Raw genomic sequence first — 25,253 nt, 5'->3', positions numbered from 1 at the left:
TCTGCGCCTCGACTCTCCGGCCAGCGATGCGGCGCGATCAACTGCCAGTGGCCGAGGGGGAACTGGCGAAGGTCGACGCCGGCGACCGTGTCCTCACGGTGCTCATAGAACGACCCGCCGCCAAGGAGCCGCAGGCATGACCGACGCTCAGGATCGCAAGGCCGCCCGCCTCGCAGCCGCTCAGGCCGCCGCCGATGCCCTCGGCGCCCGCGTGGAGGCCAAGGCCGCGGCGTCCCGCGTCAGCCGGGAGCAGGCGGAGGCGCAGCGCCAGCAGGCCGCCCGGAAGCTCCGCAGGGCGATGGAGGACCGCCCCTCGCACCGCAACGCACAGGACCGCGGCGCGCCCGGCACCCGCCGCCAGGGCCAGGACAGCGGCCTGCAGTCCATGTCCTCGCGCGGTCTGATCTGGGGGGAGGTGGCGGAGGCGGCCGCGGAGATCGAGGCGGTGTTCCACATGCAGACGGCGGGCCTCATGTGCCGCGCCGCCGACTACAGCGCGACGCCGGGCCGCTCGATGGCGTCGCGGGTCGACCGTCACGCCATGGCGTACGCCCGTCGCTACAAGCCTTGGGCGGACGAGCTGTCCGCGGCGTGGAAGGCGGGGGGAAAGCCGGCGCTCGCCATCGTCATCGCGCTTGTCATCGACGACATGACGCTGCGGCAGGCGGAGCAGGACTTCCGGATGCGCCGGACGACGATCCAGCACATCGTGCGCCGGTCGCTGCTGCGCTACGCGGAGATGATGCACCGCGTCCCCGAGGGCTCGGTGGCGGCGCTCGACCGCCAGCACCCGGAGGAGGCGCGCGCGGCCGGGGTCCGGCGTGCTACTGAGGTGGCATGCTCAGGTTCCTGTCGACCGTTGAAGACGTCTTCGAGATCGGCCTCCGGGGGCTGATCGTCGTTCCTGGCGTCCCGGATGGGGATGGCTGGGGCGTCAAAGCCGGCGCCCGCGTCAGGCTCAAGCGGCCTGATGGGTCAAGCCTCAATGCTGAGGCGGTGCTCGTGATTGGATCTGGCTCGCATCCGAGCCATGGCGTACCGCTCTTGCTTCGACGGCTGACCTTATCCGACGTGCCACAGGCACGGAGCTTTGGGTCGCCGATGAAAGTTCAGATGGGCGTTTTGATGCCGCTTGACGTCGTCCGCGCTACCTGCCATAAACGCTTAACAGCGGTTTCCGCGTCTGAAGCCCGTCCGGTTTTCCGAGGCGGGTTTTTTCGTGCCCGGAGGCCCGCGATGACGATCACCATCACGCTCCCCACCGACGCGGACGACGCCAAGGGCTGGGCTCGCGTCATCGCTCAGGCCGGAGAGGCGCTGAAGCACGCAGGGGCGCGGTGACCGGCCGCAGGGCCTCCGACGCCAAGAGGCGAGCAGAGCAGCCATGGCGCGCCTGGTACAAGACCGCGCGGTGGGAGAGGCTACGGGAGCAGCGCCTAACGATCGAGCCGACCTGCCGCATGTGCCGGGCTCGAAACCGGGTGACGATCGCCACGGTGGTCGACCACATCCCCCGCACCGGAGAGCCGAGGCCCTGTTCTGGGACGCAACCAACCTGCAGAGCCTCTGCGCAGCGCACCACGACAGCGTGAAGCAGGCGGAGGGGCGCAGGGGCTACGTCATCGGGACGACGGTCGAGGGGAGACCTCTGGACCCCAGGCACCCGTGGAACCGGGCAGGGAAGCCAGCTTCGACGAGGTGATGGGCGCCGCGAGGGGGAGCAGGCGGCCAAGTACCGGGCGGCCTTGGCGGCTCTCGCGAAGGGGTAGGGACACCCCCCCGGTCCGATCTCTGGAGCCCATAGGGGCCTGGAACGCATGGGGCCCTTCCTTCGCACCGAGAGCAGTTTCAGACCAAAAAGTTGGGGCAGACCTTCGGTCTGAGCGCGCATGAACGTGACGCCGATCGAGGGCACTGGCGACATTGTCGTCGAGCCTGACTGGACGCAGACCTTCAACGACCCGTTGGAGATCGCGTCGGCTCGGGAGCATTGGCGGGGCATCACGACAGAGCTTCAAGATCGCAACCTGCTGGCGCCGTCCAACGCTCACCCGAACCGCCGGGTCCAGCCTGCTGCCGTGCGGCCCACTGGTGGCCGCCTGCGCGTCCATGACGGCCTCTCCGAAGATGGAAATCATGGCTGGGTCTGCCGCCCCGACATAGCCGCCGGCAAGAAGGCGGTCGCGGAGCGCTTCAAGATCGCGCGCCTTCGCCATCACGGCCTCCCTGCGGGGAGGGCGGAACGGCATGGGAACAACGCGGAGGGGTATGCCGACTTTTGGTGACCCCAAATCCGCGCCATGTTCCGGTTTTTCCCTCGTTTCCACGAAGACGGAAAACGCCGAAAGCGCCTGAGATATGAGGAAGAGAGTTTGGCTGGGGGACCTGGATTCGAACCAGGACTAGCGGAGTCAGAGTCCGCGGTTCTACCGTTAAACTATCCCCCAGCAGGGGAGGGGCCCGAATGGGGGCTCCCGCTCGCAGGCGGCGCGGGCGCGGTTCGCTTGCGAGAGCGCTCCTTTAGCGAGTCCTGCCGGGCAGGGCAAGAGGGCGCTGCGATTTCTCCGGCGCGGCGCGGTGGAAAAACGACGGGCTGCGACGCGCGGCCGTCGGGATGTCGGCGCCGGAGGCGGCGCTCGGGAGCAGGGCGGCCGGACCGGTGACGCGACGACGGCGCGGGAGGGCGCCGCTAAGGCAGGCGGCGGCGCGGCGCGTCGGAAGGCGCGGGATAGGACAGGCGAGAAAGAGGACAGGCGACGGGGAGGGCGCGGCGTTGGCCGCGTCCTCCGTTGGCGGGGCGAGGCTCAGGGCGCGCCGATCACCATGTGGGTGAAGGGCGGGACATAGGCCTGCGCCATCACAAGCAGGCCCATCAGCGAGGCCAGCACCAGCGAGTGCAGGAACACGTAGCGCAGGATGTCGCCTTCGTGGCCGTACCAGCGGGTGGCGGTGGAGGCGACCACGATGGACTGGGCGTCGATCATCTTGCCCATGACGCCGCCGGAGGAGTTGGCGGCGGCCATCAGCGTGGGCGACAGGCCGAGCTGCTCGGCGGAGATGCGCTGCAGCGAGCCGAACAGCACGTTGGACGAGGTGTCCGAGCCGGTGAGCGCCACGCCGAGCCAGCCGAGCATGGCCCCGAAGAACGGGTAAAGCCAGCCGGTCTGGGCGAAGGCGAGGCCGAGCGTGGCGTCCACGCCCGAGTAGCGGGTGACGAAGCCGAGCGCCAGCATGGCGGCGATGGTGAGCAGCGAGAACCGCACCAGCACCAGCGTGCGCCAGTAGGTCTTCAGCATGGCGAGCGGCGAGAAGCCCATGACGAAGCCGGCGATGACCGCCGACAGGAAGATGCCGCTGCCGGTTGCCGACAGCCAGTTGAGGTTGTAGACGGCGGGCTCAGGCTTGGGCGCGGCCACCACCGGCGGCACGCGCTGGATCAGCTGGTCCACCGTCGCCACCGGGAACTTCACGATCGACAGGCTGTCGAGGAAGGCCTTCACCTGCGGCACGCCCCAGCAGAACACCACCACCGACAGGATCAGCCACGGGATCCACGCCCGCACCACCAGCCCGGTCGGATGGCGCTGGAAGGCGGGTTCGGCGGGCGCGCCCGCGAGCGCGCCGGCCGGCGCCGAGCCGTCGGCGGAGGTCCAGGCCACCGCCGGCCGCCACACCCGCAGAAACAGCGTCAGCGCCACGATGGAGGCGATGGCCGCCACCACGTCCACGAGCCACGGCCCGTGATAGTTGGAGACGAGGAACTGGGGGACGGCGAAGGTCACGCCCGCGACCAGAATCGCCGGCCAGATCTGCGCCATGCCCCGGAAGCCCGCGAAGGCCGCGATCAGCCAGAACGGCACCAGAATGGAGAAGAACGGCAGCTGCCGGCCGATCATCGCGGAGAGATCGAGCAGCGGCAAGCCGGTGACGGCGGCGAGCGCGATCACCGGCGTGCCGAGCGCGCCGTAGGCGACCGGCGCGGTGTTGGCGATCAGCGACAGGCCGGAGGCGGCGAGCGGGGAGAAGCCGAGCCCGATCAGGATGGCGCCCGTGACCGCGACCGGCGTGCCGAAGCCGGCGGCGCCCTCGAAGAACGCGCCGAAGGAGAAGGCGATCAGCAGCAGCTGCAGCCGCCGGTCGCCGGTGATTCCGGCGATCGAATCCTGCAGGACCTTGAAGTAGCCCTTCTCGTTGGTGAGCTGGTACAGGAAGATGATGTTGAGAATGATCCAGCCGATGGGCAGCAGGCCGTAGGCCGCGCCGTAGAGCGCCGTCATGCCGGCTTTGTCCACGGGCATGCCGTGCGCGAACACGGCGATCAGCAGCGCCGCGACGAGGCCGGCGATGGCGGCGGTGTGCGCCTTCATGTGCAGCACGCCGATTCCGGCGAGCAGCACCACGATGGGAATCGCCGCCACCAGCGTGGACACGACGGCGTTCCCGAACGGATCGTAGACTTGAGACCACATCATTCGCTTGCATCCTCCCGACGCCGGCTCTGAGGCGGCCGGCTGTTTTGTGGATGGTAGGATGATGACCTCACGTTCGCGCGAGGTATAGGGAGGGGGCTGAAAGTTCTCGCCCTCGGCGCGCTTCTTGCCGGGGCGCGTCCGGCTGTTACATTCGGAGCGCCATGGACATCGCGGATCGCCCGGCCCCCACTCGCACGCCTCATCCGGTCGCCGCCGCCGAAGGGCGCGCCGTCGCGCCCGAGCCGCCACGCGCGCCGCCCCCGCTCTACGCCGCGCTCGATCTCGGCACCAACAACTGCCGCCTGCTGGTGGCGCGGCCCGACCGGGACGGCGGCTTCCGCGTGGTGGATTCGTTCTCCCGCATCGTGCGGCTGGGGGAGGGGCTGGCGCACACCGGCCGGCTCGGCGAGGTCGCGATCATGCGGGCGGTGTCCGCGCTCGCCGTGTGCCGGGACAAGATGGCCGCCCGGGGCGTGACCCGCGCCCGGCTGATCGCGACCGAGGCCTGCCGCCAGGCCGAGAACGGCGCCGACTTCCTGACCCGCGTGCGCGATGAGACCGGGCTCGACCTCGAGGTCATCGACCGGGCGACCGAGGCGCGGCTCGCCGCGGCGGGCTGCGCGTCGCTGGCGGATCCGTCGGCCGGCGGCGTGATCCTGTTCGACATCGGCGGCGGCTCGTCGGAGGTGGTGTGGCTGGAGCGCAAGGGCGGCGGCGGCCCCGGCGCGCTCGCCATGCGGGCCTGGGTGTCGCTGCCGGTCGGCGTGGTGACGCTCGCCGAGCGCTATGGCGGCCGCAAGGTCACCACCCAGTCGTTCGAGGACATGGTGGCCGAGGTCGGCTCCATGCTCGAATCGTTTCCGGAGCGGGAGACGCTGGCGGCTTCGCTCGCGGACGTCCACCTGCTCGGCACCTCGGGCACGGTGACGACCATCGCCGGGGTGCATCTCGGCCTGCCGCGCTACGAGCGCCGGCTGGTGGACGGGCAGTGGATGGCGACCACCGACGTCACCCGCGTGGTGGAGTCGCTGAAGGAAATGTCCTACGACCAGCGCTGCCAGAACCCGTGCATCGGGCCGGACCGCGCGGATCTCGTGCTGGCCGGCTGCGCCGTTCTGGAGGCCATCCGGCGCGCTTTTCCCGTGGCGCGGCTGCGGGTCGCGGATCGGGGACTGCGCGAGGGCATTCTGGTGGAGATGATGCGCGAAGACGGCGTCTGGCGGCGGGGCCGCGGCTCTCGCCGGCGCGGGGGACGTCGCCCGTGAGCGCAAGCGGCGGGTCCAAGGGGCCCGGCAAAGGCGGCGGCAAGGGCTCGTCCGGCCGCGGCGGCGCGCGCAGCCTCGGCGTGCGGGTGCACACCGCGCGCAAGCGCAGCCACGCCTCCACCCTGTGGCTGGAGCGCCAGCTCAACGATCCCTACGTGCAGGCCGCCAAGCGCGAGGGCTACCGCTCCCGCGCGGCCTTCAAGCTGATCGAGATCGACGAACGGCACCGGCTGCTGAAGCCCGGCCAGAAGGTAGTCGATCTGGGCGCCGCCCCCGGCGGCTGGAGCCAGATCGCCGCCCGCAAGATCGGCTCCGAGGACGGCCGCGGCCGCATCGTCGCCATCGACCTGCTGGAGATGGAGCCCGTCCCCGGCGTCGACTTCATGGTGCTCGACTTCCTCGCCGACGAGGCGCCGGACGTGCTCAAGGCCAAGCTCGGCGGCAAGGCCGATCTGGTGCTGTCGGACATGGCGGCCAACACGGTCGGCCACCACAAGACCGACCATCTGCGCATCATCGCGCTGGTGGAGGCGGCGGCCCTGTTCGCGGCCGAGGTGCTGGCGCCGGGCGGGGCGTTCCTCGCCAAGGTGTTTCAGGGCGGCACCGAGGGTGAGCTTCTGACGCAGCTGAAGCGCGACTTCACCAAGGTCATCCACGTGAAGCCGCCGTCGAGCCGCAAGGATTCGTCCGAGCTCTACGTCCTGGCGACCGGCTTCCGCGGCGAAACCCGCCGGGAGACCGAGGCCGGGCCCGACGAGGACTGACGGGCGGGGCCCTGGGGCGTGTCCGGACGTCGCGGGACGCAAGGCGTAAGTCGCCGTCATGCCCGAGCTTGTCTCGGGCATCCACGATTTTACGCGGGCGCAAACGTCGACGTTCAAATCGTGGATGCCCGAGACAAGCTCGGGCATGACGGTTGAGGCGGTTTTTACGCTGACGGTTCACGCCTGCTCGGGAACAACTGAAGCGTTTCGCCTCCCACACGTCATGCCCGCGCCTTCGCGCGGGTATCCACGATTTTACGCGGGCGCAAACATCGACGTTCAAATCGTGGATGCCCGAGACAAGCTCGGGCATGACGGTTGAGGCGGTTTTTACGCTGACGGTTCATGCCCGCTCGGGAATAGCTGGTGGCGCTTCGCATCCCCCACGTCATGCCCGCGCGTTCGCGCGGGTATCCATGACTTTCAACGCGCCAGACGCTTTCGCATTCGAATCGCGGAGGCCCGCGACCCGGTTGAGCGGGCCGGTCAGCCCTCGCTGTAGACCGCGCCCGGCTTGCCGCCCACGCGCTTGAAGCCTTCGCTGGCGCGGGTGTCGTTGCGGTTGATCTGCATCGCCTGCGCGAAGGAGGCGCGGGCCTTCATCAGCTCGTTCTTGCGCTCGAACACGAGGCCGCGGCCGATCCAGACGTCGATGTATCGCGGGTTCAGCGTGCGCGCGGTGTCGAAGTCGTCCAGCGCCGCTTCCGGGTCGTTCTGGGCCAGATAGCTCATGCCGCGCCCCACATAGGGCTCCGGCGCGGTCACCGCGATCGCGGTCGACTTGGTGAAGTCGTCGATGGCCTCGTCGTGCCGCCCCTGCGCCTGATGGATCAGGCCGCGATTGTGCCAGGCCTGGGCGTTGTTGCGGTCGAGCTGGATGGCGCGGTCGAAATCGCCCAGCGCCAGATCCACCTGGCCCTGTCCGCGATAGAGGTTGCCGCGGCCCACATAGGCGGAGCTGTAGGACGGATCGACCTCGATGGCGCGGTTGTAGTCCGCCAGCGCCTCGCCGGAACGGTTCATGGAGCGGTAGGCCAGCGCGCGGTTGGCGTAGGCTTTGGCCATGCCGGCGTTGATGCGGATCGCCTGGCTGAAGTCGCCGACGGCCTTGTCGTACTGGCCGAGCCGGGCGTAAGCGGAGCCGCGCATGTTCCACGCCTCGGCGTCGCCGGGATTGGCCTCCACCACCTGGGTCAGCGAGCCCAGATCCGACTGGCGGGCCGCATAGGCCTCGGGCTCCAGCGTGGCGGCGGACGGGTTGACGGATTCGCAGCCGGCGAGCGCCAGCGCGACCATCGCCGCGAGCGCGCCGAACGAAACGCGAGTCTGAACAACCGAATTCCGCATGGGTCCCACCATCCTGCCGCCGCCCGCCGAAAGGTTGTCAGACACAGGCGGATTGCGGCGAGATTGCGGTCGGGAAAAGCGCGGCCATGGCTTGACGCCGCGCAGCCGCCCCCCAACGCACAAAAACGCCCGCCGGTGTGTCCCCGCGGGCGCCTCGTATCAACCTGTGCGAGCGACGCGCGAGGCGCGCCGCCGAAGACGAATCGCGATCAGCGAATCACTTCTTCTTCATGGGAAGCAGACCCTCGCGCTGGGCGCGCTTGCGGGCCAGCTTGCGGGCGCGGCGGACGGCCTCGGCCTTCTCGCGCGCCTTCTTCTCGGACGGCTTCTCGTAGTGCCCGCGGAGCTTCATTTCGCGGAAGATGCCTTCGCGCTGCATCTTCTTCTTAAGAGCCTTGAGGGCCTGGTCGACATTGTTGTCGCGAACGAGAACCTGCACGTGAACGCCTCGATTTGCGTTTATCTCTGGGCGGACCGTCGCCCGAAGACGTCGGCTGAAAACAAAAAAGCCGGTCGCCCGCTGGACTGCGCGCGCCGCCATCGTGGGGCAGCGTTTACCAGAGCGGGCGGCCCTTGTCCACGGGCGCCCGGCCGATAAGGCGGCCGCGCCCGAGGGGATCAGCGCACGCGGGTGACGTGGCCCATCTTGCGGCCGGGCTTGGGCTCGCCTTTGCCATAGAGGTGGACGGCCGCGCCCGGCTCCGCCAGCAGATCGCGCCAGCGGTTGGCCTCGGCGCCCAGCAGATTGGTCATCTCCACCCGCCCGCGCGTGGCGGTGGAGCCCAGCGGCCAGCCGGCGATGGCGCGCACATGCTGCTCGAACTGGCTCGTCTGCGCGCCCTCGATGGTCCAGTGGCCGGAGTTGTGCACCCGGGGCGCGATCTCGTTCACCACCACCTTCTCGCCGGTCGGCCCGGCGACGAGGAACATCTCGACCGCGAACACGCCCACATACTGGAAGGCGTCGGCGATCTTGCGCGCGATCGCGATCGCGGAGGCCGCTGTCTCGGGCCGGATGTCGGCGGGCACGTGCGAGGATCGCAGGATGTGATTCTCGTGCCGGTTCTCCACCACGTCGTAGGCGGCGAAGGCGCCGTCGCGACCGCGCGCGGCCACCACCGACACCTCGGCCCGGAACGGCACGAAGGCTTCGAGAATCGCCGGCTGGCCGTTCATCATGGCGAGCGCCTGGTCGAGCCCGAGCCCTTCGCGCACCAGAACCTGGCCCTTGCCGTCGTAGCCGAATCGGCGGGTCTTCAGCACCGAGGGGCGGCCGATGGCGCCGACGGCGGCGGCCATGCTGGCGCGGTCGTCCACCGGCGCGAAGGCCGGCGTCGGCAGGCCGAGGTCGCGCACGAAGGCCTTCTCGGTCAGCCGGTCCTGCGTCACCGACAGGGCGCGGGCGTCCGGAAACAGCGGCCGATGGGCGGAGATCAGCCGGGCGGTCGCCGCCGGCACGTTCTCGAACTCGTAGGTCACCACGTCGACCGACTCGGCGAACAGCGCCAGCGCCGCCTCGTCGTCATAGGCCGCGAGGGTGCGCTCGGCCGCCACGTCGAAGGCGGGGCTGTCGGCGTCCGGAGCGTAGACGTGGACGCGCAGGCCGAGCGGCGCCGCGGCGAGGGCGATCATGCGGCCGAGCTGGCCGCCGCCGAGAATGCCGATGGTGGCGCCGGGGGCGAGGGGCGTCGTCATCGTCACAGGTCTCCTGAGGGGGCCTCGGCCACGGATCCGGTCTGCGCCGCGCGCCAGTCGTCGAGGCGTCCGGCGAGCGCCGGATCGTTGAGCGCCAGAACGGAGGCCGCGAGCAGCGCGGCGTTCACCGCCCCGGCGCGGCCGATGGCGAGCGTGCCCACCGGCACGCCGGCGGGCATCTGCACGATCGACAGCAGGCTGTCGAGGCCGGACAGGGCCTGGGATTGCACCGGCACGCCGAACACGGGCAGCGGCGTCATGGAGGCGACCATGCCCGGCAGGTGCGCGGCGCCGCCGGCGCCGGCGATCACCACCTTGAACCCGTCGTCGCGCGCGGCCTTTGCGAAGGCCACCAGCCGGTCCGGCGTGCGATGGGCCGAGACGATGCGCGCCTCATGGGCGACGCCGAGCTTGGTCAGCGTCTCTGCGGCGTGCGTCATGGTGCTCCAGTCCGACTGGCTGCCCATGACGATGGCGACGGGCGCCGGCTCGGCGCGGCGTTCCGCGACCATCGTGTCTCCTGCATCAAGCTGGGGTGGGATCAAGAGGCCGAACGATAGGCGCCGGGGCCGTCCGGCGCAAGCCGACGCGGCCTGCGCCATCGGTCGCAAACAGCGGGCGTTCGCCCGCGCGGCGCCGGTTCAGGCGATGATGTCGGGGGTGAGCTGGTCTTCCAGATAGGACATGCGGTCTTTCAGGCCGAGCTTGCGCTTCTTCAGCCGCTGGATCTGCAGCCGGTCGCCGGCGCCTAGGCGCTCCAGCGCCTCGATGGCGGTGTCGAGATCGCGGTGCTCTTCCTTCAGCCTGGCGAGTTCGTCCTGCGCGGCCTGTTCGTCGGCCCGCGCGTCGTTGTCCTGTATCGCCATGCCCGCCCGTCCAAACGCCACCCGTCGCCCAAGGCCGCGGAGTATCGCCGCCGGCCGGCGCGCGGGCAAGTGGCCCCCCGACTCGCGTCACTGTGATCCAAAAATGACGCTCAAGACCATTCGACAGGCCGGGGAACTCGTGACATGCTGATGACGTCGAGATCAGACGAGGGAGACGTGCTTTATGTCCATCGAGTCGCATCTTGTGGAACTGGAGAAGAAGCACAAAGCGATAGAGCGCGAGATCGAGCTCGAGCTCGCTCACGCAAACACCGACGACGTGAAGCTGTCGTCGCTCAAGCGCAAGAAATTGCAGATCAAGGATGAGATCGTGCGACTGGCCAAACCCGGCCACACCGTGCACTGATCAGACGACCGATCCTCTTTGAGGGCGATCTTGCGCCGTCGGCCGACAGGTCGGCGGCGTTTCTATTTCTACTGTGGCTTTTTGATCTCGACGTCTTCAAAAGCGCGTCCCGGCGCTTGCTTGGGCGGCGTCCTCCGTTTAACTACGTATCTCCCGGCTCACCCCAAGGACATGGAGGGACACGCATGACGCTGACCGTCGCGACCACGCCCTCCGGTTCCGCGCGCCGCTAGGCCCGCTTTTCACGCGGACCGCCGCGCGACAGCCGTTCTTTCCAGACTGTTCATGCGCGCGCCGTCCCGAACGGCGAACTGCGGCTTTGCGCCGCCGCGCTGTTTCTGACCATGCTTTTGGGGCCGGACCGCCGTTGCGCGGCCGGAAACCGACATGTCCTTCCGCACCGTTTCGTTTCGCGACGCTCCGTTCGCGAAGGTCGTCCGCTTCGTCCTGTCGCACTGGGCCCGCCAGCCGGCGCGCGTCGCGACGGTCGCTGGCGCGATCGCGCTCGCGACCGTCGCCGACCTCGCCATTCCGCTGTTCGCCGGCCGGCTGATCGACGCCCTCGCGGCCGCCGAGCGGGATGCGGCGCTCCACGCCGCGCTCTGGGCCTTCGGCGTAATCGTGGCGCTGTCGGGGGCGATCGCCGTGTTCCGCGGCGTCGCCTTCATGACCGTGATTCCCATGACGCAGATCATCATGCGCGAAGCCTCCGCCGAGGCCTTCGCGCGGGTGCAGCGGCTCTCCACCGACTGGCACGCCAACAGCTTCGCCGGCTCGACCGTGCGCAAGGTGTCCCGCGGCATGTGGGCCATCGACCAGTTCGACGATCTGGCGCTGATCGCGCTGATGCCGTCGCTGCTGGTGCTGGTGGGGGCGACCGCCGTGCTCGGCGCGCACTGGCCGATCATGGGGCTCGTCACCTTCGTCGGATCGGCGCTCTACATCGCCCTGACCGTCAGCATCTCGCTGTTCTGGGTCGCTCCGGCGGCGCAGCTGTCCAACGCCTGGGACACCCGGCTCGGCGGCGTGATGGCGGACGCCGTGACCTGCAACGCCGTGGTGAAGGCCTTCGGCGCGGAGGCGCGCGAGGATCGCCGGCTCGGCTGGACGCTCGGCAAATGGAGCCGGCGCACCACCCGCATGTGGAGGCGCGGCACCTGGAATGGCATCATCCAGAATCTGGTGCTGATGCTGCTGCGCGCGGCGACGCTCGGCGTCGGCGTGTGGCTGTGGTGGGAGGGGCGGGCGACCGCCGGCGACACCGCCTTCGTGCTCACCATGTTCGCCGTCATCCACGGGTACCTGCGGGACGTGGGGATGCATGTGGCCGACCTGCAGCGGGCGGTGAACGACCTGCAGGAGCTGGTCGAACTGCACGACGTGCCGATCGGCGTCGAGGACCGTCCGGGCGCAGGCGCGATCACGGTCGAGCGTGGCCGCATCGCCTTCGAGAACGTGACGTTCCACTACGCCGCCCACCCGACGCCGCTCTACCGCGACCTGTCGGTGGTGATCGACGCGGGCGAGCGGGTGGGTCTCGTCGGCCGCTCCGGATCGGGCAAGACCACCTTCATCAAGCTGGTGCAGCGGCTCTACGACGCCACCGGCGGCCGCATCACCATCGACGGGCAGGACGTGAGCGGGGCGGCGCAGGCGAGCCTCCGGTCCCGGATCGCGATCGTGCCGCAGGAGCCCACGCTGTTCCACCGCTCGCTCGCGGAGAACATCGCCTACGCCCGGCCCGATGCGACCATGGCCGAGATCGAGCAGGCGGCGCGGCTCGCCAACGCGCACGACTTCATCCTGGCGCTGCCCAAGGGCTACGCCACGCTGGTGGGTGAGCGCGGCGTGAAGCTCTCCGGCGGCGAGCGCCAGCGCGTCGCCATCGCCCGCGCCTTTCTGGCGGACGCGCCGATCCTGATCCTGGACGAGGCGACATCGAGCCTTGATTCGGAATCGGAGGCCGCGATCCAGGAGGCCATCGAGCGGCTGATGGTCGGTCGCACCACCATCGTCGTGGCGCACCGCCTGTCCACCGTGCGCGCCATGGACCGCATCCTGGTGTTCGACCGCGGGCGCATCATCGAGCAGGGCGCCCATAACGATCTGGTGGCGCGCGACGGCGGCGCCTATCGCCGCCTGTTCGAGCGGCAGGCCGGCGAAGCCGTCCGCGAGGCGGAGGTCATCCCGGTGTGAGGGGGGGCGCTTAAGTGGGCGGCTGAAAGGGCCGCCCACTTCTCTTGTCCCGGCCTCCGAGCCGGGACCCAGAAACGTCAACGTTCCGAGAATCGAGCGCTCCGGCCGGCGCGTCTCAATCGGGAAGCTCAGCGGTTCTGGGTCCCGGCTCAAGGCCGGGACAAGGAAGGGGGCGCGGCGAGCGTGGCGGTTGGGCGTCCACGGCTTGTGAGCTCAAAACAGTCGAGCGGCGGCGAAGGTCGCTCCCTTCTCTTGTCCCGGCCTTGAGCCGGGAACCAGAAACGTCAACGTGGGAGAATCAAGCGCTCCGGCCGTCGCATCTCGATCGGAAAGCTCAGCGGTTCTGGGTCCCGGCTCAAGGCCGGGACAAGGAAGGGGGCGTGGCGTTCTGTTGGTCGTGACCGGGCCATAGGGCCGGCTTACGGGCCCGCTCCTGGCGGCTCCGCGCTTCAGTCGGTGCGGCCGCGGCGCCAGTAGGCGACCACGTGCTGGCGGTCTTTCGGCAGGCCCCGTTCGCCGCGCAGATGCTCGCGCAGCGTCTGAGCGGTCGCGGATTCGGAGGCGGCCCAGACGTAAGGGCTCGCCGCGTCGGCCGGAATCGCGGCGGCGCGGACGGCCTCCGTCAGCGTCGGGGCGCCGGCGGCGCGGCTGAGCCAGCGGATCGTGATTCCTTCGGGGCTTGCGAGCGTCTGGCGTTCGCCGTCGTCGTCGATCTCCAGCAGCGCCTCGCCGCGCGCATTGGGGGGCAGGTTTTCCAGCATGCGTCCGATGGCGGGCAGCGCGGTCTCGTCGCCCGCCAGCAGCAGCCAGTCGTTCGCGGGCGGCATGCCGCCGCCGCCGGGGCCCACCACGCCGATCAGGTCGCCGAGCGCGGCCGAGACCGCCCAGGCGCCGCCCGGCCCCGGATCGGCATGGACGACCGCGTCCACCTCGAGCGTGCGGGCGGCCCGGTCGTAGCGGCGGATGGTGTAGACCCGGAGCGCCGGCTTCGGCCGGTCCTCGGGCCAGACGATCTTGCCGTCCGGCCCCACCCGCGGCGTCGGCGCGCTCCCGCCCTGCGGGATCACGAGGCGCACGTGGAACGACGCGTCCGTCATGAAGCGGTCGATGTCGGGGCCGGTCAGCGTCAGGCGGCGCATGTGGGGCGTGAGGTCGATGGCGGAGACCACCGTCAGCCGCCGGTAGTTCGGCGGGGTGTCGATCTCCACGCCGTCGCCGCGCCAGACAATGTCGACCTTCTCGCCCTCGGCGAACTCCTCCAGATGCGACGTCGCGCTCATCTTGAGGAGATAGAGGTTCTCCAGATTGTCGGCTTCGAGCCGGGCGATGGTCGCGCGGCCGGCGCGGCGCAGCTGGACCCAACCGATCGACAGCGTGACGTCCCACCGGTCCGCGTCCCGTCGCACCTCGGCGCCGTGCTCCAGCAGGTGGTCGCACAGGGGATCGAGCACCGCCACGGGATCGGCCAGTTCGAACTCGGCTTCGGCGACCAGTCGGCCCATGGCGCGTCTCCGCAGGGCGGCGCCGGCCGCCGCTGAACGCCGGTGGCTTCGCCGATAAGACGCGGCGCCGTCAAGAGCGATGCGCCAGATCGTATTTATAATGATTTCAACGTTTTGATGCGACGCGCATGGTCTGGTCTCACGCCTTTAGCTGCTGCGCCTGGCGACGAAGCGCGCGGCCGCCTGCAGCTCCTCGGCGCGGGGCCCGAACGGCTCCAGCGCCTCGACGGCGGCCTCCACCAGCGGCGCGAGCCGCGCCCGCGCCCCGTCCGGCCCGAGCAGCGCCACCAGCGTCGCCTTGCCGGCTTCGGCGTCCTTGCCGGTGGCCTTGCCGACCGCGGCCTCCGAGCCTTCGGCGTCGAGCAGATCGTCCGCCACCTGAAACGCCGCGCCGAGCGCCGTGGCGTAGGCGCTGAGCGCCGCGCGCTCGGAAGGCGTGGCGCCGGCAAGCTCCGCCGCCATGGCGATCGGGGCCGCGATCAGGGCGCCGGTCTTCATAGACTGCATGCGCAGCACCGCGTCCTCATCCTGCGGGCGCCGGTCGCCGTCGGAGAAGCGGCCTTCGGCGGCGAGGTCCAGCATCTGGCCGCCGACCATGCCGCCGAGCCCGGCCGCGCGGGCTAGCGTCGCCACCAGCGCGATGCGGACGGCGGCGTCCGGGTGGGTGGCGGCGTCGGCGAGAAGGTCGAAGGCGAGCGTCAGCAGCGCGTCGCCGGCGAGGATGGCGGTCGCCTCGTCGAAGGCGCGGTGCGTCGTCGGCCGCCCCCGGCGCAGGTCGTCGTCGTCCATGGAGGGCAGGTCGTCGTGGATGAGGCTGTAGCCGTGGACGCACTCCACCGCGAGGCCGGCGCGCAGCGCGCGCACCGGATCCACCCCGAGCAGCGCGCCGGTCATCACCGCCAGCGCCGGGCGCAGGCGCTTGCCGCCGCCGAGCATGGCGTAGCGCATGGCGTCCAGCAGCCGGGCGGGGCGGGCGATCTCGCCGGGGCCGGGCTCGCCGCCGAGCACGCCGTCCAGCGCGGTTTCGACGGCGGCGGCCACGGCCGACAGCCGGGCTTCGAGGGAGGGCGCGTCCATGCTCTGGTCTCCTGACGGGACACGCTGGCCGTGCCCGAGGCGCTCGCGCCCGTCAAGTCGGCGTCATCGGGCTCCGGCCGCGTGGCGTTCGCCGCGAAGCCTCTGCTAAGGTGCCGGCCGTGACCGAGACAGCGGACGCGCCCATGTCGTCTTCCTTCGGCGGGCCGTCGTCGCGCGCGGGCCGCTTCGGCCTTGCGCGCGCGCTGCTGTGGCTGCTCGCGGCGCTGGTCGCCGCGCCGCTCGCGCTGACGGTGGTCTACGCCGTCGTTCCGCCGCCCTCCACCCTGATGCTGACGCGCTGGCTCACGCTGCAACCCGTCGTCCGGACCTGGGTTCCGCTCGACCAGATCTCGCCGCAGCTGCCGCGCGCCGTGATCGTCTCCGAAGACGCGCTGTTCTGCCGGCACCACGGCGTGGACTGGGGGGCGGTGCGGCTGGTGCTGGACCAGGGCGGGGAGAACGGCCCGGCCCGGGGCGCCTCCACCATCACCATGCAGGTGGCGAAGAACCTGTTCCTCTGGCAGGGCGCGCCGCACCTGCGCAAGCCGCTGGAGATCGCGCTCGCGCACTGGATCGAGCTGGTCTGGTCCAAGCGGCGGATCATGGAGGTCTATCTCAACATCGCCGAATGGGGGCCGGACGGCGTGTTCGGCGCCGAGGCCGGCGCGCGCCGCGCGTTCCGCAAGGGGGCCGGGACGCTGTCGGCGCGCGAGTCGGCGGTGATGGCGGCGGCGCTGCCGAATCCGGTGACGCGCGACGCCCGCAAGCCCAGCCGCCGCGCCGCGGCCCATGCGGGCGTCATCCTGCGGCGCATGCGCGGGGCCGGGAGTCTCACCGGCTGCCTCGCCGGATGACGCCGTTCCCGAATTGCGCTGGCTTTTTCGGGGCGATGCCTCTATAAGCCCGCGCTTGATGGAGGGCGGCGACGTTCTCCCAAACCCTTTTGCGCGCGCGTGAGCGCTGCGGCCCGATCCGACGGAGTTTTGACATGGCCGTTCCGAAGCGAAAGACCTCCCCGATGAAGCGCGGCCACCGCCGTTCGGCCGACGCGCTCAAGGCCCCGACCTATGTCGAGGACAAGGACTCCGGCGAGCTGCGCCGTCCGCACCATGTCGATCTGAAGACCGGCATGTATCGCGGCCGCCAGATCCTGACGCCGAAGGAGGCGTGATCCGCCCGGTCGCCTGAGGCGGCCGCGGATCATCACAGAGACACAGCGTCCCATCAGGGCGTGAACGACGACGGGCCGGTCCTTTCGAGGGCCGGCCCGTCGTCGTTCACGCCCTTTCGTTTTTCGGACGCATGCCGATAACGTCCATACAAGGAATTTTATCCTTGATATGGGTTCTAAAGCCTGTCATCCTGCCTGTGTTCAGGAATATGAGTTCGTCGTCGCGCTTCGCGGTTTCCCGCGACGGGCGGGCGAGGAGGCGGGTGTGATGACGACGCTTGAGATCCAGCGGCGGCTGAAGGCGCATGGGTTCGATCCCGGCCCGCTCGACGGGCGGTCCGGGCCGCGCACCGAGACCGCGCTCCGCGTGTTTCAGGGCGCGCGCGGTCTCGTCGTGGATGGGGTGGTCGGGCCGAAGACCCGCGCCGCGCTCGCCGCCGAGGCCGCCGACGCTTTTCACACTCCAAGCCCCACGCTCGACGCGCGTTCCGAGCGCAACCTCGTCGGCGTCCATCCCGATCTGGCGCGGGTCGTCCGCCGCGCGGCGGCGCTCGCCGGCGTCGCCTTCGCGGTGACGGAGGGCGCCCGGACGCTCGCCCGCCAGCGAAAGCTGGTGGCGGCCGGCGCGAGCCAGACGCTGCGCTCCCGGCACATTCCCGGCGGCGGGGCCAACGTGGCCCATGCGGTCGATCTGGCCGCCAAGGTCGGCGGCGCGATCCGCTGGGACTGGCCGCTCTACGAGCGCCTCGCCGCGGCCATGAAGCAGGCGGCCCAGGACGAGGCGGTCCCGATCGAATGGGGCGGCGACTGGCCGAGCTTCCGCGACGGCCCCCACTTCCAGCTGCCCTGGGCCCGCTACCCGGGCTGACCACGCCTCACCGGCGCCCCTGAGCTTTCACCGCCGTTTTGTCCAAGCCCGCATGCGCGTCGATCGCGCGTCCGAGCCTGCCCAAACGTGCGGCGAAGTCACCGGGCCGACGCTCTGATGCGGCGGCTCATGTCACGTCCTCACTGTTATGGAAACGGATCATGCCCAGTCCCTCCGATCCGCTGCTGCGCGGCAACAATCTGTCCGACGTGGACAGCGCCGCCACGTCCCGCGCCAATCTCGGCCTCGGCGCCGTCGACAACACCTCGGACGCCGGCAAGCCGGTTTCGACGGCGCAGGCCGCCGCTCTGGCGGCCAAGCTCAACACGAACGGCGATGGCTCCCTGCTCGCCGTCACGCCGACCGGCGGGACCGCGACCACGCTCGCAGCCGTCGCCGCGCTCGCCACGAACAGCGTGCAGCGTATCGCCTGGGATCCCGCGAAGGTGGTCTCGGGCGCCCGGCTCCGCATCAAACCGGGAACCTATCTCGTCACGGCGCCGATCACGTTCTCCAACGTGGTGGACTGTGTGATCGAGTGGGAGCCGGGCGCGATCCTGAGGGACAACGGCCGGACGGTGACCGGAGCGAACGGGAACGCCACGCGGCTGCCTTATGGCGTCACCTTCGACGCGTCCTGCTCCAAGATCCGGTGGATCGGACAGGGGCAACTGCGGACCGGAAGCGGATTCGGCGGCTCGTCCGCCGGGTTCTTCTCCGCGACGAACTGGCAGGAGCGTCGGCCGGTCCTGTGGTTCGACGGCTGCAAAAGCGTGACGTTCCAGAGCAGGATCGATGGCGATCCGGGCCCTGGCTACTATGAGCAGTCTGTCTACGACGCCATCCAGGCCGAGCTCGAGGTGGATCGCGCCCCGCTGTCGTTGGACGAGAAGGCGGGGATCAACGCCCGCTCGTTCATGGTCGCCTTCACCGCCTGCCGCGACGTCAGCGTCGACATCCTGTCCTTTGGTCCGAGCAGCAAGCGCGAGCCGATCTTCATCGGCGCCGGGACCGAGAGCTTTCACTATCAGGCGTATGACGACACCAACGTCGTCGGCACGGGCTCTCAGGCGACGTGGGCGTCCATGCTCAAGGCGATCGGCGCGCGGCGCGGCGACATCGGTCCGATTTCGGGCGTGACGGTCAGCACCAGTTCGCTCGTCGACGTCATCGGCTCCGACATCGTGGTTCACGACATCCGGATGGACTGTCCGGGAAAGCTCGTCGATGTGAGCCATGAGCACGGTTCGCGCAATCAGGCGATGCACAACATCGTGGTGCGGGAGTGCTCCAACGGGCATGCGGACGGGGTGGTCTTCACATCCGTGACCGGCAATTCCGACGTGGCTGACATTACAAGAGCGCCCATCACGGGCGTTCGTATCGTCAACTGCAAGGGCGGCGTTCGACTTGGCAACATCAAGGACGCGACTGTTCTCAATCACGAGTATATCGACCGGCCTGCAAACGACATTTCGCTGAGCGGACACCAGCCGCAGCGCATCGATTATGTCAATTGCGTCTGGCGTTACACGGGCGCCGCGGGCTCGAACCGAGACTTCACCACGAGCGATCGGGTCCGGTTCATCGGCTGTCGATGGTTCGTGGGCGCCGGAGACGCCAATCCGTTGAGCTTCCGCTCCAACGCGCTGGCGGGGTCGCCCGCGGGCTCGATGGAGTTCCACAGCTGCGCGCTGGACAGTTCGATCACGCACAAGATCACCTGCGACGCCTCCTTCTTCTCCACGGACGTCGCAGGGGTGACGATCACCAAGGGCGGCTTCACGCCGACGCTGAAGAACTATCTGCCGACGCCGACCCTGCTGTGATGGGCGCCCGCGCGGTCGTCCCGCGCGGGCCTGTCTCTCCCCGACCCGCACGGGTCGGGGAGAGATTTTTTGACGGGCCACAGCGCGGGGCGCGCAAGGCGCGTTCGGCCATCGGCTTCATGGTTTCAGACCCTTTGGAAAGGCGGCGTCCCATGGACCTGCTCAACGACATCTGGCGGGGGTTGCGCCCGCATTTCATCGAATCCGTCGTCGTCTTCGGCGCCGCCATGTTCGCGTTCTTGGCGGCCCGCGCGCTGGAGGCGCTCAACGCTGCCCGAGACAGGGATCTGGCGCTCAGCCTGTACCGGACGATCGAGAACGGGCTGAAGGCGATCATCGCCCGACGCGCGTTGGAGGGGGCGCCGGTGGGGGCGGAGGACGCGGCGGCGATCGTGCGGGAGACGGTGGACTTCGCCAAGGCCAACAACGTCCGCGCGGTGCGCAAGCTGAAGCAGACCGATGCGGCGCTGCGGGAGAAGGCGCTGGCCCGCCTGCCCGAGGCCCGCGCCGCCATTCTCGCGGCGGTGAAGACGGCGGCGGACCGGGGCGCGGGCGGGGCTTCCGCCTGACGGGAGGGGGAGGGCTCTCGTCGCGGTCGTCGTCCTTCGGTTTAATGGACGCGCTGCGCTGCGGCGCCTAAAAGCGTTCGTGAGTTCACGCCCCTGCGGTTTCGGGAGCCCTCCCTCGATGTTCAAGAAAATTCTCATCGCCAACCGCGGCGAGATCGTCTGTCGCGTCATTAAGACCGCCCGACGCATGGGGATCGCGACGGTCGCCGTCTATTCGGACGCCGACAAGGACGCGCTGCATGTGGAGATGGCGGACGAGGCCGTGCACATCGGCCCCGCGCCGGCCGCTCAGTCCTATCTGGTGATCGAGAAGATCATCGCCGCCTGCAAGCAGACCGGCGCCGAGGCGGTGCATCCGGGCTACGGCTTCCTGTCCGAGCGCGCCGCCTTCGCCGAGGCGCTGGCGGCGGAGGGCATCGTCTTCATCGGCCCGAACCCCAGGGCGATCGAGGCCATGGGCGACAAGATCGAATCGAAGAAGGCGGCGGCCGCGGCCAACGTCTCCACCGTTCCCGGCAATCTCGGCGTGATCGAGACGCCCGAGGACGCGGTGAAGGTGGCCGAGGAGATCGGCTTCCCCGTCATGATCAAGGCCTCCGCCGGCGGCGGCGGCAAGGGCATGCGCATCGCCTATTCCGCGAAGGACGTGGCGGAAGGCTTCCGGGCGTCGAAGTCCGAGGCCAAGTCCTCCTTCGGCGACGACCGCGTCTTCATCGAGAAGTTCATCGTCAACCCGCGCCACATCGAAATTCAGGTGCTGGGCGACAAGCACGGCAACGTGGTCTATCTCGGCGAGCGCGAGTGCTCGATCCAGCGCCGCAACCAGAAGGTGGTGGAAGAGGCTCCGTCCCCGCTGCTGGACGAGGCCACCCGCCGCGCCATGGGCGAGCAGTCGGTCGCGCTGGCGAAAGCCGTGGGCTACGATTCCGCTGGCACGGTGGAGTTCGTCGCCGGGCAGGACAAGTCGTTCTACTTCCTCGAGATGAACACCCGCCTGCAGGTGGAGCACCCGGTCACGGAGCTCGTCACCGGCATCGACCTCGTGGAGCAGATGATCCGCGTCGCCGCCGGCGAGAAGCTGTCGATCACCCAGGACGACGTGACGCTCACCGGCTGGGCGGTGGAAAGCCGCATCTACGCCGAAGACCCGTACCGCAACTTCCTGCCGTCCATCGGCCGCCTGCAGACCTATCGTCCGCCGGTGGAGAAGACGGAAGGCGGCGTCACGGTGCGCAACGACACCGGCGTCACCGAGGGCGGCGAGATCTCGCTGCACTACGATCCGATGATCGCGAAGCTCATCACCCACGCGCCGGACCGGCTCGCCGCCATCCGCGCGCAGGGCGAGGCGCTGGACGCCTTCGCCATCGACGGCATCCAGCACAACATCCCGTTCCTCACCGCGCTGATGGAGCATCCGCGCTGGCAGGAGGGCCGGCTCTCCACCGGCTTCATCTCCGAGGAGTTCCCGGACGGCTTCGCGCCGGCGAAGCCTGACGGCGAGGTGGCGCGCACGCTGGTGGCGGTCGCGGCCCAGATCGACTGGCTCACCATGGAGCGTCGCCGCGCCATTTCGCACCAGCTGCGCCGGGGCGCGGCCACCAAGGAGCTGCTGCGCACCATCCTGCTGGACGGCCAGCCGACCCGCGCCGAGACCCGCGCCGACGGCGACGCCGTTTCGGTGCGCGTGCTGGGCTAGGACGGCGCGGAGGCCGCGACGCTGCGCGTCAGCACCGACTGGCGTCCCGGCGAGCCGGTGTGGCGCGGCGAGATCGACGGCCGCCCGGTGTCGGTGCAGGTGCGCAAGCATCCGCCGGCGGGCTGGGACCTCGCCCATCGCGGCGTCTCGGTGCGGGCCCGCATCCACGGCGCCCGCATCGCCGAACTGCTCGCCATGATGCCCGAGCGGGCGGTTGCGGACACCTCGAAGCAGCTGCTCTGCCCGATGCCCGGCCTCGTGGTGTCGATCGCGGTGGAGGAGGGCCAGGAGGTCAAGGCCGGCGAGACGCTGGCCGTGGTCGAGGCCATGAAGATGGAGAACGTGCTGCGCGCCGAGCGCGACGGCGTGGTCTCCAAGATCAACGCCAAGCCCGGCGACAGCCTGGCGGTGGACGCGATCATCCTCGAATTCGAGTGAGCGACGGCCGGCGACGCGTCCCTGGGTCGTGAGGCCGCGGGGACGTCGTCGAAGCGCGCGCCACACGCTCGCCGTCATGCCCGAGCTTGGTCATCGGGCATCCACGACTGCGGACTGCGAGCGGCCCGAAGTCGTGGATACCCGCGCGAAGGCGCGGGCATGACGAGGCGATAGACGGACAATGCCGGTGCTAAAACGACGAAGGGCACGGTCGCGCGGGTCGTGAGGCCTCGGGGACGTCCGGGAAAGCGTTCTATGCACGTCCGTCATGCCCGAGCTTGCCTCGGGCATCCACGACTTCGGACTGCGAGCGGCCTGAAGTCGTGGATACCCGCGCGAAGGCGCGGGCATGACGGTCGGTTGAACGTCCCAGACACATTTTGAAACGACGAAGGGCGCGGCCGTAGCGGTCGCGCCCTTCGTCTGTTTCGACAGGATGAGAAGTTCTGGGCCTTGGCCCGCCGTCAGAGGCGGAAGCGGATCTGGTCGGTCCAGAAGCGCTCGAGGCGGACCAGCGCCACGTTCAGGGTGCGGAAGTCCTCCGCGTTCACGCCGCCCACCTGCTCGATGGTGCGGATGTGCTTGGCGTAAAGCTCCTCCACGATGTTGTGGATCTCGCGGCCCTGCTCGGTCAGGCTGATGCGCACCGAGCGGCGGTCCATGCGGGAGCGCTGGTGGTGCAGGAAGCCCATCTCCACCAGCTTCTTCAGATTGTACGAGACGTTGGAGCCGAGATAGTAGCCGCGGGTGCGCAGCTCGCCGGCGGTCAGCTCGCTGTCGCCGATGTTGTACAGCAGCAGCGCCTGCACGCTGTTGATGTCGGAACGGCCGCGGCGGTCGAACTCGTCCTTGATGACGTCGAGCAGGCGGCGGTGCAGCCGCTCCACCAGCGTCAGCGCCTCGAGATAAAGCGGGCGGACCTCGACCTGGCGAGGATCGGCGGCGGGCTTGTCCGTGCTGCGCGCAACGTTCTTCATGTCTGACGCCTTCCCGTATGCCATTTGATCTTGGAACGTCGTCCTGTCTCGCGTTCCTTGATCTGGAAAGTAGGTCGGGGGTGATGAAAATGCGTTTAAGTGACGTGCTGAAAATTCTATTTAGTTTTCAGGCTCAATGAAAGGTTGCTGGGCTTCGTCAACGAGTGGTTACGCTTGACTGCGTAAATCGATGTTCATTTGTCCTGATGAAAACCGAATTCACCTCCCGTTCATCGTAAAACGACTGTAAGCGGAGGGGCGGGATGGCTCGGGCGGCGCGGGGAGGGCGCTCAGCCGTCCTCGCGCTTGGCCTTGAGCGACAGCGCCAGATAGGCCGCCATGGCGAGCGCCCAGACCGGCGTGACGCCGATGTTCAGCGCCCCGTGGGGCGAGAGGGCGGAGAACATGAGCTGGGCGGAGGCGGCGCAGAGCCAGATCACCACGCCCCAGGCGGCGCCCAGCCACAGGCCGACGGCGGCCACCGGATCGGCGACCGCGAAGAACACCGCGCCGATGCGCTGCAGCAGCGGCCCGTCCGGAAACGGCGTCGGCCCGAGCCCGAGCAGCAGCGCCCAGTGATAGAGCCCCTTCGCCAGCTCCAGCACCGCGAGCACGCGCAGGAACCGCGTCAGCCGCCATGTCCAGGGCCGCGTGAAGCGGTCGCCCCGCAGGCGGTTGTCGCGCAGGGCGATCGGGGCGAGGTCGTCCGGATCGCTCACGCCGGGCGGGTCCGGAGGCGGGCGGGGGCGGTCGTCCGTGGGGGCATGGGCGGTTCCTGTCGGGCGGGCCGTCCGCTTGTCGCCCGTTCGCGCGCGAAGCGCAAACCGGCGGGCCCCTTCGATCGTCCCATGACGAATTCATGGCCCTCGCATGCCCTGCGGCTCTCTCCGGCGCCGGGCGGAGGTGCTATAGGGGCGGCAGGACAGCTGCCGCCCGCGCCGCAAGACGGGCGAAACGGGAAGAAGGCGCCGGACATGCACGAGACGATCGGAAAACTGCGCGAGCGCGGGCTGGACGTGCGGCTGGAGGACGGCGCGCTCGCGCTCACCCGCCGCCCGCGCCGGCGCCGCGCCGCCGACTGGTCCCGCCGGCTGACGCGCGAGACCGCGGTCACGGTCGACGACCTGATCTGGCCGATCTTCCTGATCGAGGGCGAGAACCGGCGCGAGCCGGTGGCGGCCATGCCGGGGGTGGAGCGCCTGTCGGTGGACGAGGCGGTCCGGGCGGCGGAGGAGGCGGCCGGTCTCGGCATCCCGGCGCTGGCGCTGTTTCCCTACACCGAGCCGGACCTCCGGGATCCGCTCGGCTCCGAGGCGCTGAACCCTGAGAACCTCACCTGCCGGGCGCTGCGGGCCATCAAGCGCGCGGTCCCGACCATCGGCCTCGTGACCGATGTCGCGCTCGATCCCTACACCAGCCACGGCCATGACGGGCTGCTCGACGGCGAGCGGGTGCTGAACGACGCCACCGTCGCCGTGCTCGCGCGCCAGGCGCTGACCCAGGCGGAGGCGGGCGCCGACGTGATCGCGCCCTCCGACATGATGGACGGCCGCGTGGGCGCCATCCGGCAGGCGCTGGACGCCGAGGGGCGCTCGGACGTTCAGATCATGTCCTATGCGGCGAAATACGCCTCTGCGTTCTACGGCCCGTTCCGCGACGCCATCGGCACGCGCAAGACGCTGGTGGGCGACAAGCGCACCTACCAGATGGACCCGGCCAACGGCGACGAGGCGCTGCGCGAGGCGGAGCTCGACGTGATCGAGGGCGCCGACATGCTGATGGTGAAGCCGGGCCTGCCCTATCTCGACGTGGTGTGGCGGCTGAAGGAGCGGTTCCGGCTGCCGACCTTCGCCTACCAGGTGTCCGGCGAGTACGCGATGATCCAGGCCGCCGCCCGCAACGGCTGGATCGACGGCGAGGCGGCCATGCTCGAAAGCCTGCTGGCCTTCAAGCGCGCCGGCGCCGACGGCGTGCTCACCTACTTCGCGCCCACGGTGGCGCGCCGCCTCAAGGGGCTCTAAATCCGTCGGCCGCCTAGGCGTAAGCGCGGTGCGGGAAGCCCTCCCACGCCGTCATGCCCGCGCCTTCGCCCTCTTCGTCATGCCCGCGCCTTCGCGCGGGTATCTTCCGTGTTTGCGGTCAAGCTTTTGG

The 25,253-nt window shown here is 69.8% G+C and carries 22 protein-coding genes, 1 tRNA gene and 3 pseudogenes; 15 read left to right on the top strand and 11 right to left on the bottom strand.

Annotated features, from left to right (window positions below; genetic code table 11):
- Positions 1 to 136: 136 nt before the first annotated feature.
- Together ACFQ4O_RS00710 and ACFQ4O_RS00705 are read left to right on the top strand one after the other, a co-directional pair.
- On the top strand, positions 137 to 895 hold the full coding sequence (locus ACFQ4O_RS00710) for a hypothetical protein (protein WP_378773667.1): 759 nt from the start codon (positions 137 to 139) through the stop codon (positions 893 to 895).
- Positions 896 to 1,889: 994 nt separating this feature from the next.
- Positions 1,890 to 2,285 (top strand): hypothetical protein, encoded by a 396-nt coding sequence (locus ACFQ4O_RS00705; RefSeq protein ID WP_378773665.1) that lies wholly within the window; start codon positions 1,890 to 1,892, stop codon positions 2,283 to 2,285.
- Between the two features lie 88 nt (positions 2,286 to 2,373).
- On the opposite strand, the gene ACFQ4O_RS00700 is transcribed toward ACFQ4O_RS00705, so the two are convergent.
- Together ACFQ4O_RS00700 and ACFQ4O_RS00695 are read right to left on the bottom strand one after the other, a co-directional pair.
- Positions 2,374 to 2,447: transfer RNA gene (locus ACFQ4O_RS00700), tRNA-Gln, on the bottom strand.
- Positions 2,448 to 2,804: 357 nt separating this feature from the next.
- Complete coding sequence (locus tag ACFQ4O_RS00695) at positions 2,805 to 4,472, bottom strand: L-lactate permease (protein WP_378773664.1); 1,668 nt, start codon at positions 4,470 to 4,472, stop codon at positions 2,805 to 2,807.
- Positions 4,473 to 4,633: 161 nt separating this feature from the next.
- On the opposite strand from ACFQ4O_RS00695, the gene ACFQ4O_RS00690 reads away from it, so the two are divergent.
- The 3 genes from ACFQ4O_RS00690 to ACFQ4O_RS00680 are packed head-to-tail and all read left to right on the top strand — an operon-like array spanning position 4,634 to position 6,823.
- Entirely contained in the window at positions 4,634 to 5,737 is a 1,104-nt protein-coding gene (locus ACFQ4O_RS00690) for a Ppx/GppA phosphatase family protein (RefSeq protein WP_378773663.1), read from the top strand.
- Positions 5,734 to 6,501, top strand: a complete 768-nt coding sequence (locus tag ACFQ4O_RS00685; protein ID WP_378773662.1) for an RlmE family RNA methyltransferase — start codon at positions 5,734 to 5,736, stop codon at positions 6,499 to 6,501. Before ACFQ4O_RS00690 ends, ACFQ4O_RS00685 begins: the two co-directional genes overlap by 4 nt.
- 58 nt (positions 6,502 to 6,559) lie before the next feature.
- On the top strand, positions 6,560 to 6,823 hold the full coding sequence (locus ACFQ4O_RS00680) for a hypothetical protein (RefSeq protein ID WP_378773661.1): 264 nt from the start codon (positions 6,560 to 6,562) through the stop codon (positions 6,821 to 6,823).
- Positions 6,824 to 6,987: 164 nt separating this feature from the next.
- Here the strand turns inward: ACFQ4O_RS00680 and ACFQ4O_RS00675 are convergent, their stop codons facing one another.
- From ACFQ4O_RS00675 to ACFQ4O_RS00655, 5 genes and pseudogenes are all read right to left on the bottom strand, one after another.
- Positions 6,988 to 7,848 (bottom strand): tetratricopeptide repeat protein, encoded by an 861-nt coding sequence (locus tag ACFQ4O_RS00675; protein ID WP_378773659.1) that lies wholly within the window; start codon positions 7,846 to 7,848, stop codon positions 6,988 to 6,990.
- A gap of 220 nt (positions 7,849 to 8,068) precedes the next feature.
- Positions 8,069 to 8,287, bottom strand: a pseudogene (rpsU, locus tag ACFQ4O_RS00670) (30S ribosomal protein S21); the annotation flags it as partial.
- A gap of 179 nt (positions 8,288 to 8,466) precedes the next feature.
- Positions 8,467 to 9,543, bottom strand: a complete 1,077-nt coding sequence (locus ACFQ4O_RS00665; RefSeq protein WP_378773657.1) for a 5-(carboxyamino)imidazole ribonucleotide synthase — start codon at positions 9,541 to 9,543, stop codon at positions 8,467 to 8,469.
- A 2-nt stretch (positions 9,544 to 9,545) separates the two neighbouring features.
- Positions 9,546 to 10,055 (bottom strand): 5-(carboxyamino)imidazole ribonucleotide mutase, encoded by a 510-nt coding sequence (purE, locus tag ACFQ4O_RS00660; protein ID WP_378773655.1) that lies wholly within the window; start codon positions 10,053 to 10,055, stop codon positions 9,546 to 9,548.
- Positions 10,056 to 10,184: 129 nt separating this feature from the next.
- Complete coding sequence (locus ACFQ4O_RS00655; RefSeq protein WP_378773654.1) at positions 10,185 to 10,409, bottom strand: YdcH family protein; 225 nt, start codon at positions 10,407 to 10,409, stop codon at positions 10,185 to 10,187.
- Positions 10,410 to 10,593: 184 nt separating this feature from the next.
- On the opposite strand from ACFQ4O_RS00655, the gene ACFQ4O_RS00650 reads away from it, so the two are divergent.
- Positions 10,594 to 10,776, top strand: coding sequence for a YdcH family protein (locus ACFQ4O_RS00650; protein WP_378773653.1), 183 nt, complete (start codon positions 10,594 to 10,596; stop codon positions 10,774 to 10,776).
- A gap of 387 nt (positions 10,777 to 11,163) precedes the next feature.
- Positions 11,164 to 12,972 (top strand): ABC transporter ATP-binding protein, encoded by a 1,809-nt coding sequence (locus tag ACFQ4O_RS00645; RefSeq protein ID WP_378773652.1) that lies wholly within the window; start codon positions 11,164 to 11,166, stop codon positions 12,970 to 12,972.
- A 449-nt stretch (positions 12,973 to 13,421) separates the two neighbouring features.
- On the opposite strand, the gene ACFQ4O_RS00640 is transcribed toward ACFQ4O_RS00645, so the two are convergent.
- Both ACFQ4O_RS00640 and ACFQ4O_RS00635 read right to left on the bottom strand, forming a co-directional pair.
- Positions 13,422 to 14,474 (bottom strand): DUF2218 domain-containing protein, encoded by a 1,053-nt coding sequence (locus tag ACFQ4O_RS00640; RefSeq protein WP_378773651.1) that lies wholly within the window; start codon positions 14,472 to 14,474, stop codon positions 13,422 to 13,424.
- 147 nt (positions 14,475 to 14,621) lie between these two features.
- Positions 14,622 to 15,551, bottom strand: a complete 930-nt coding sequence (locus ACFQ4O_RS00635; protein WP_378773650.1) for a polyprenyl synthetase family protein — start codon at positions 15,549 to 15,551, stop codon at positions 14,622 to 14,624.
- Between the two features lie 143 nt (positions 15,552 to 15,694).
- Between ACFQ4O_RS00635 and mtgA the strand changes: the two genes are divergently transcribed.
- The 7 genes and pseudogenes from mtgA to ACFQ4O_RS00600 form a co-directional block, all read left to right on the top strand.
- Positions 15,695 to 16,405: a monofunctional biosynthetic peptidoglycan transglycosylase gene (gene mtgA / locus ACFQ4O_RS00630; RefSeq protein WP_378773736.1), complete on the top strand. Its 711-nt coding sequence runs from the start codon at positions 15,695 to 15,697 to the stop codon at positions 16,403 to 16,405.
- Positions 16,406 to 16,539: 134 nt separating this feature from the next.
- A complete protein-coding gene (gene rpmF, locus ACFQ4O_RS00625; protein WP_020186752.1) occupies positions 16,540 to 16,722 on the top strand; it encodes a 50S ribosomal protein L32 in 183 nt (60 codons plus the stop codon).
- A 268-nt stretch (positions 16,723 to 16,990) separates the two neighbouring features.
- Positions 16,991 to 17,590 carry a peptidoglycan-binding protein gene (locus tag ACFQ4O_RS00620; RefSeq protein WP_378773649.1) on the top strand — a complete coding sequence of 200 codons (600 nt, stop codon included), beginning with the start codon at positions 16,991 to 16,993 and terminating at the stop codon, positions 17,588 to 17,590.
- 38 nt (positions 17,591 to 17,628) lie between these two features.
- Complete coding sequence (locus ACFQ4O_RS00615; RefSeq protein ID WP_378773648.1) at positions 17,629 to 19,419, top strand: hypothetical protein; 1,791 nt, start codon at positions 17,629 to 17,631, stop codon at positions 19,417 to 19,419.
- A 152-nt stretch (positions 19,420 to 19,571) separates the two neighbouring features.
- Positions 19,572 to 19,988, top strand: a complete 417-nt coding sequence (locus ACFQ4O_RS00610) for a hypothetical protein (protein WP_378773646.1) — start codon at positions 19,572 to 19,574, stop codon at positions 19,986 to 19,988.
- Between the two features lie 118 nt (positions 19,989 to 20,106).
- A pseudogene (locus ACFQ4O_RS00605) lies at positions 20,107 to 21,574 on the top strand (acetyl-CoA carboxylase biotin carboxylase subunit); the annotation flags it as partial.
- Between the two features lie 152 nt (positions 21,575 to 21,726).
- A pseudogene (locus ACFQ4O_RS00600) lies at positions 21,727 to 22,125 on the top strand (DUF2118 domain-containing protein); the annotation flags it as partial.
- Between the two features lie 464 nt (positions 22,126 to 22,589).
- Here ACFQ4O_RS00600 and ldtR read toward each other — a convergent pair.
- Entirely contained in the window at positions 22,590 to 23,102 is a 513-nt protein-coding gene (gene ldtR, locus ACFQ4O_RS00595; protein WP_378773645.1) for a transcriptional regulator LdtR, read from the bottom strand.
- Between the two features lie 290 nt (positions 23,103 to 23,392).
- On the bottom strand, positions 23,393 to 23,821 hold the full coding sequence (locus tag ACFQ4O_RS00590) for a DUF6163 family protein (protein WP_378773644.1): 429 nt from the start codon (positions 23,819 to 23,821) through the stop codon (positions 23,393 to 23,395).
- 255 nt (positions 23,822 to 24,076) lie between these two features.
- Here ACFQ4O_RS00590 and hemB point away from each other — a divergent pair, with 255 nt between their 5' ends.
- Positions 24,077 to 25,123, top strand: coding sequence for a porphobilinogen synthase (gene hemB / locus ACFQ4O_RS00585; protein WP_378773642.1), 1,047 nt, complete (start codon positions 24,077 to 24,079; stop codon positions 25,121 to 25,123).
- Positions 25,124 to 25,253 lie beyond the last annotated feature (130 nt).

This window comes from Methylopila musalis (assembly GCF_042679725.1).
GTDB lineage: Bacteria > Pseudomonadota > Alphaproteobacteria > Rhizobiales > Methylopilaceae > Methylopila > Methylopila musalis.
The sequence above is the reverse complement of the archived record's forward strand: the minus strand, read 5'-3'. Positions and strand labels throughout refer to the sequence as shown.

Bases quoted from the DNA above. Each gene is read 5' to 3' on its own strand.
- ACFQ4O_RS00710 (WP_378773667.1), top strand. From the start codon at position 137: ATGACCGACGCTCAGGATCGCAAGGCCGCCCGCCTCGCAGCCGCTCAG.
- ACFQ4O_RS00705 (WP_378773665.1), top strand. From the start codon at position 1,890: ATGAACGTGACGCCGATCGAGGGCACTGGCGACATTGTCGTCGAGCCT.
- ACFQ4O_RS00695 (WP_378773664.1), bottom strand. From the start codon at position 4,472: ATGATGTGGTCTCAAGTCTACGATCCGTTCGGGAACGCCGTCGTGTCC.
- ACFQ4O_RS00690 (WP_378773663.1), top strand. From the start codon at position 4,634: ATGGACATCGCGGATCGCCCGGCCCCCACTCGCACGCCTCATCCGGTC.
- ACFQ4O_RS00680 (WP_378773661.1), top strand. From the start codon at position 6,560: ATGCCCGAGCTTGTCTCGGGCATCCACGATTTTACGCGGGCGCAAACG.
- ACFQ4O_RS00675 (WP_378773659.1), bottom strand. From the start codon at position 7,848: ATGCGGAATTCGGTTGTTCAGACTCGCGTTTCGTTCGGCGCGCTCGCG.
- ACFQ4O_RS00665 (WP_378773657.1), bottom strand. From the start codon at position 9,543: ATGACGACGCCCCTCGCCCCCGGCGCCACCATCGGCATTCTCGGCGGC.
- purE (WP_378773655.1), bottom strand. From the start codon at position 10,055: ATGGTCGCGGAACGCCGCGCCGAGCCGGCGCCCGTCGCCATCGTCATG.
- ACFQ4O_RS00655 (WP_378773654.1), bottom strand. From the start codon at position 10,409: ATGGCGATACAGGACAACGACGCGCGGGCCGACGAACAGGCCGCGCAG.
- ACFQ4O_RS00650 (WP_378773653.1), top strand. From the start codon at position 10,594: ATGTCCATCGAGTCGCATCTTGTGGAACTGGAGAAGAAGCACAAAGCG.
- ACFQ4O_RS00645 (WP_378773652.1), top strand. From the start codon at position 11,164: ATGTCCTTCCGCACCGTTTCGTTTCGCGACGCTCCGTTCGCGAAGGTC.
- ACFQ4O_RS00640 (WP_378773651.1), bottom strand. From the start codon at position 14,474: ATGGGCCGACTGGTCGCCGAAGCCGAGTTCGAACTGGCCGATCCCGTG.
- ACFQ4O_RS00635 (WP_378773650.1), bottom strand. From the start codon at position 15,551: ATGGACGCGCCCTCCCTCGAAGCCCGGCTGTCGGCCGTGGCCGCCGCC.
- mtgA (WP_378773736.1), top strand. From the start codon at position 15,695: ATGTCGTCTTCCTTCGGCGGGCCGTCGTCGCGCGCGGGCCGCTTCGGC.
- rpmF (WP_020186752.1), top strand. From the start codon at position 16,540: ATGGCCGTTCCGAAGCGAAAGACCTCCCCGATGAAGCGCGGCCACCGC.
- ACFQ4O_RS00620 (WP_378773649.1), top strand. From the start codon at position 16,991: ATGACGACGCTTGAGATCCAGCGGCGGCTGAAGGCGCATGGGTTCGAT.
- ACFQ4O_RS00610 (WP_378773646.1), top strand. From the start codon at position 19,572: ATGGACCTGCTCAACGACATCTGGCGGGGGTTGCGCCCGCATTTCATC.
- ldtR (WP_378773645.1), bottom strand. From the start codon at position 23,102: ATGAAGAACGTTGCGCGCAGCACGGACAAGCCCGCCGCCGATCCTCGC.
- hemB (WP_378773642.1), top strand. From the start codon at position 24,077: ATGCACGAGACGATCGGAAAACTGCGCGAGCGCGGGCTGGACGTGCGG.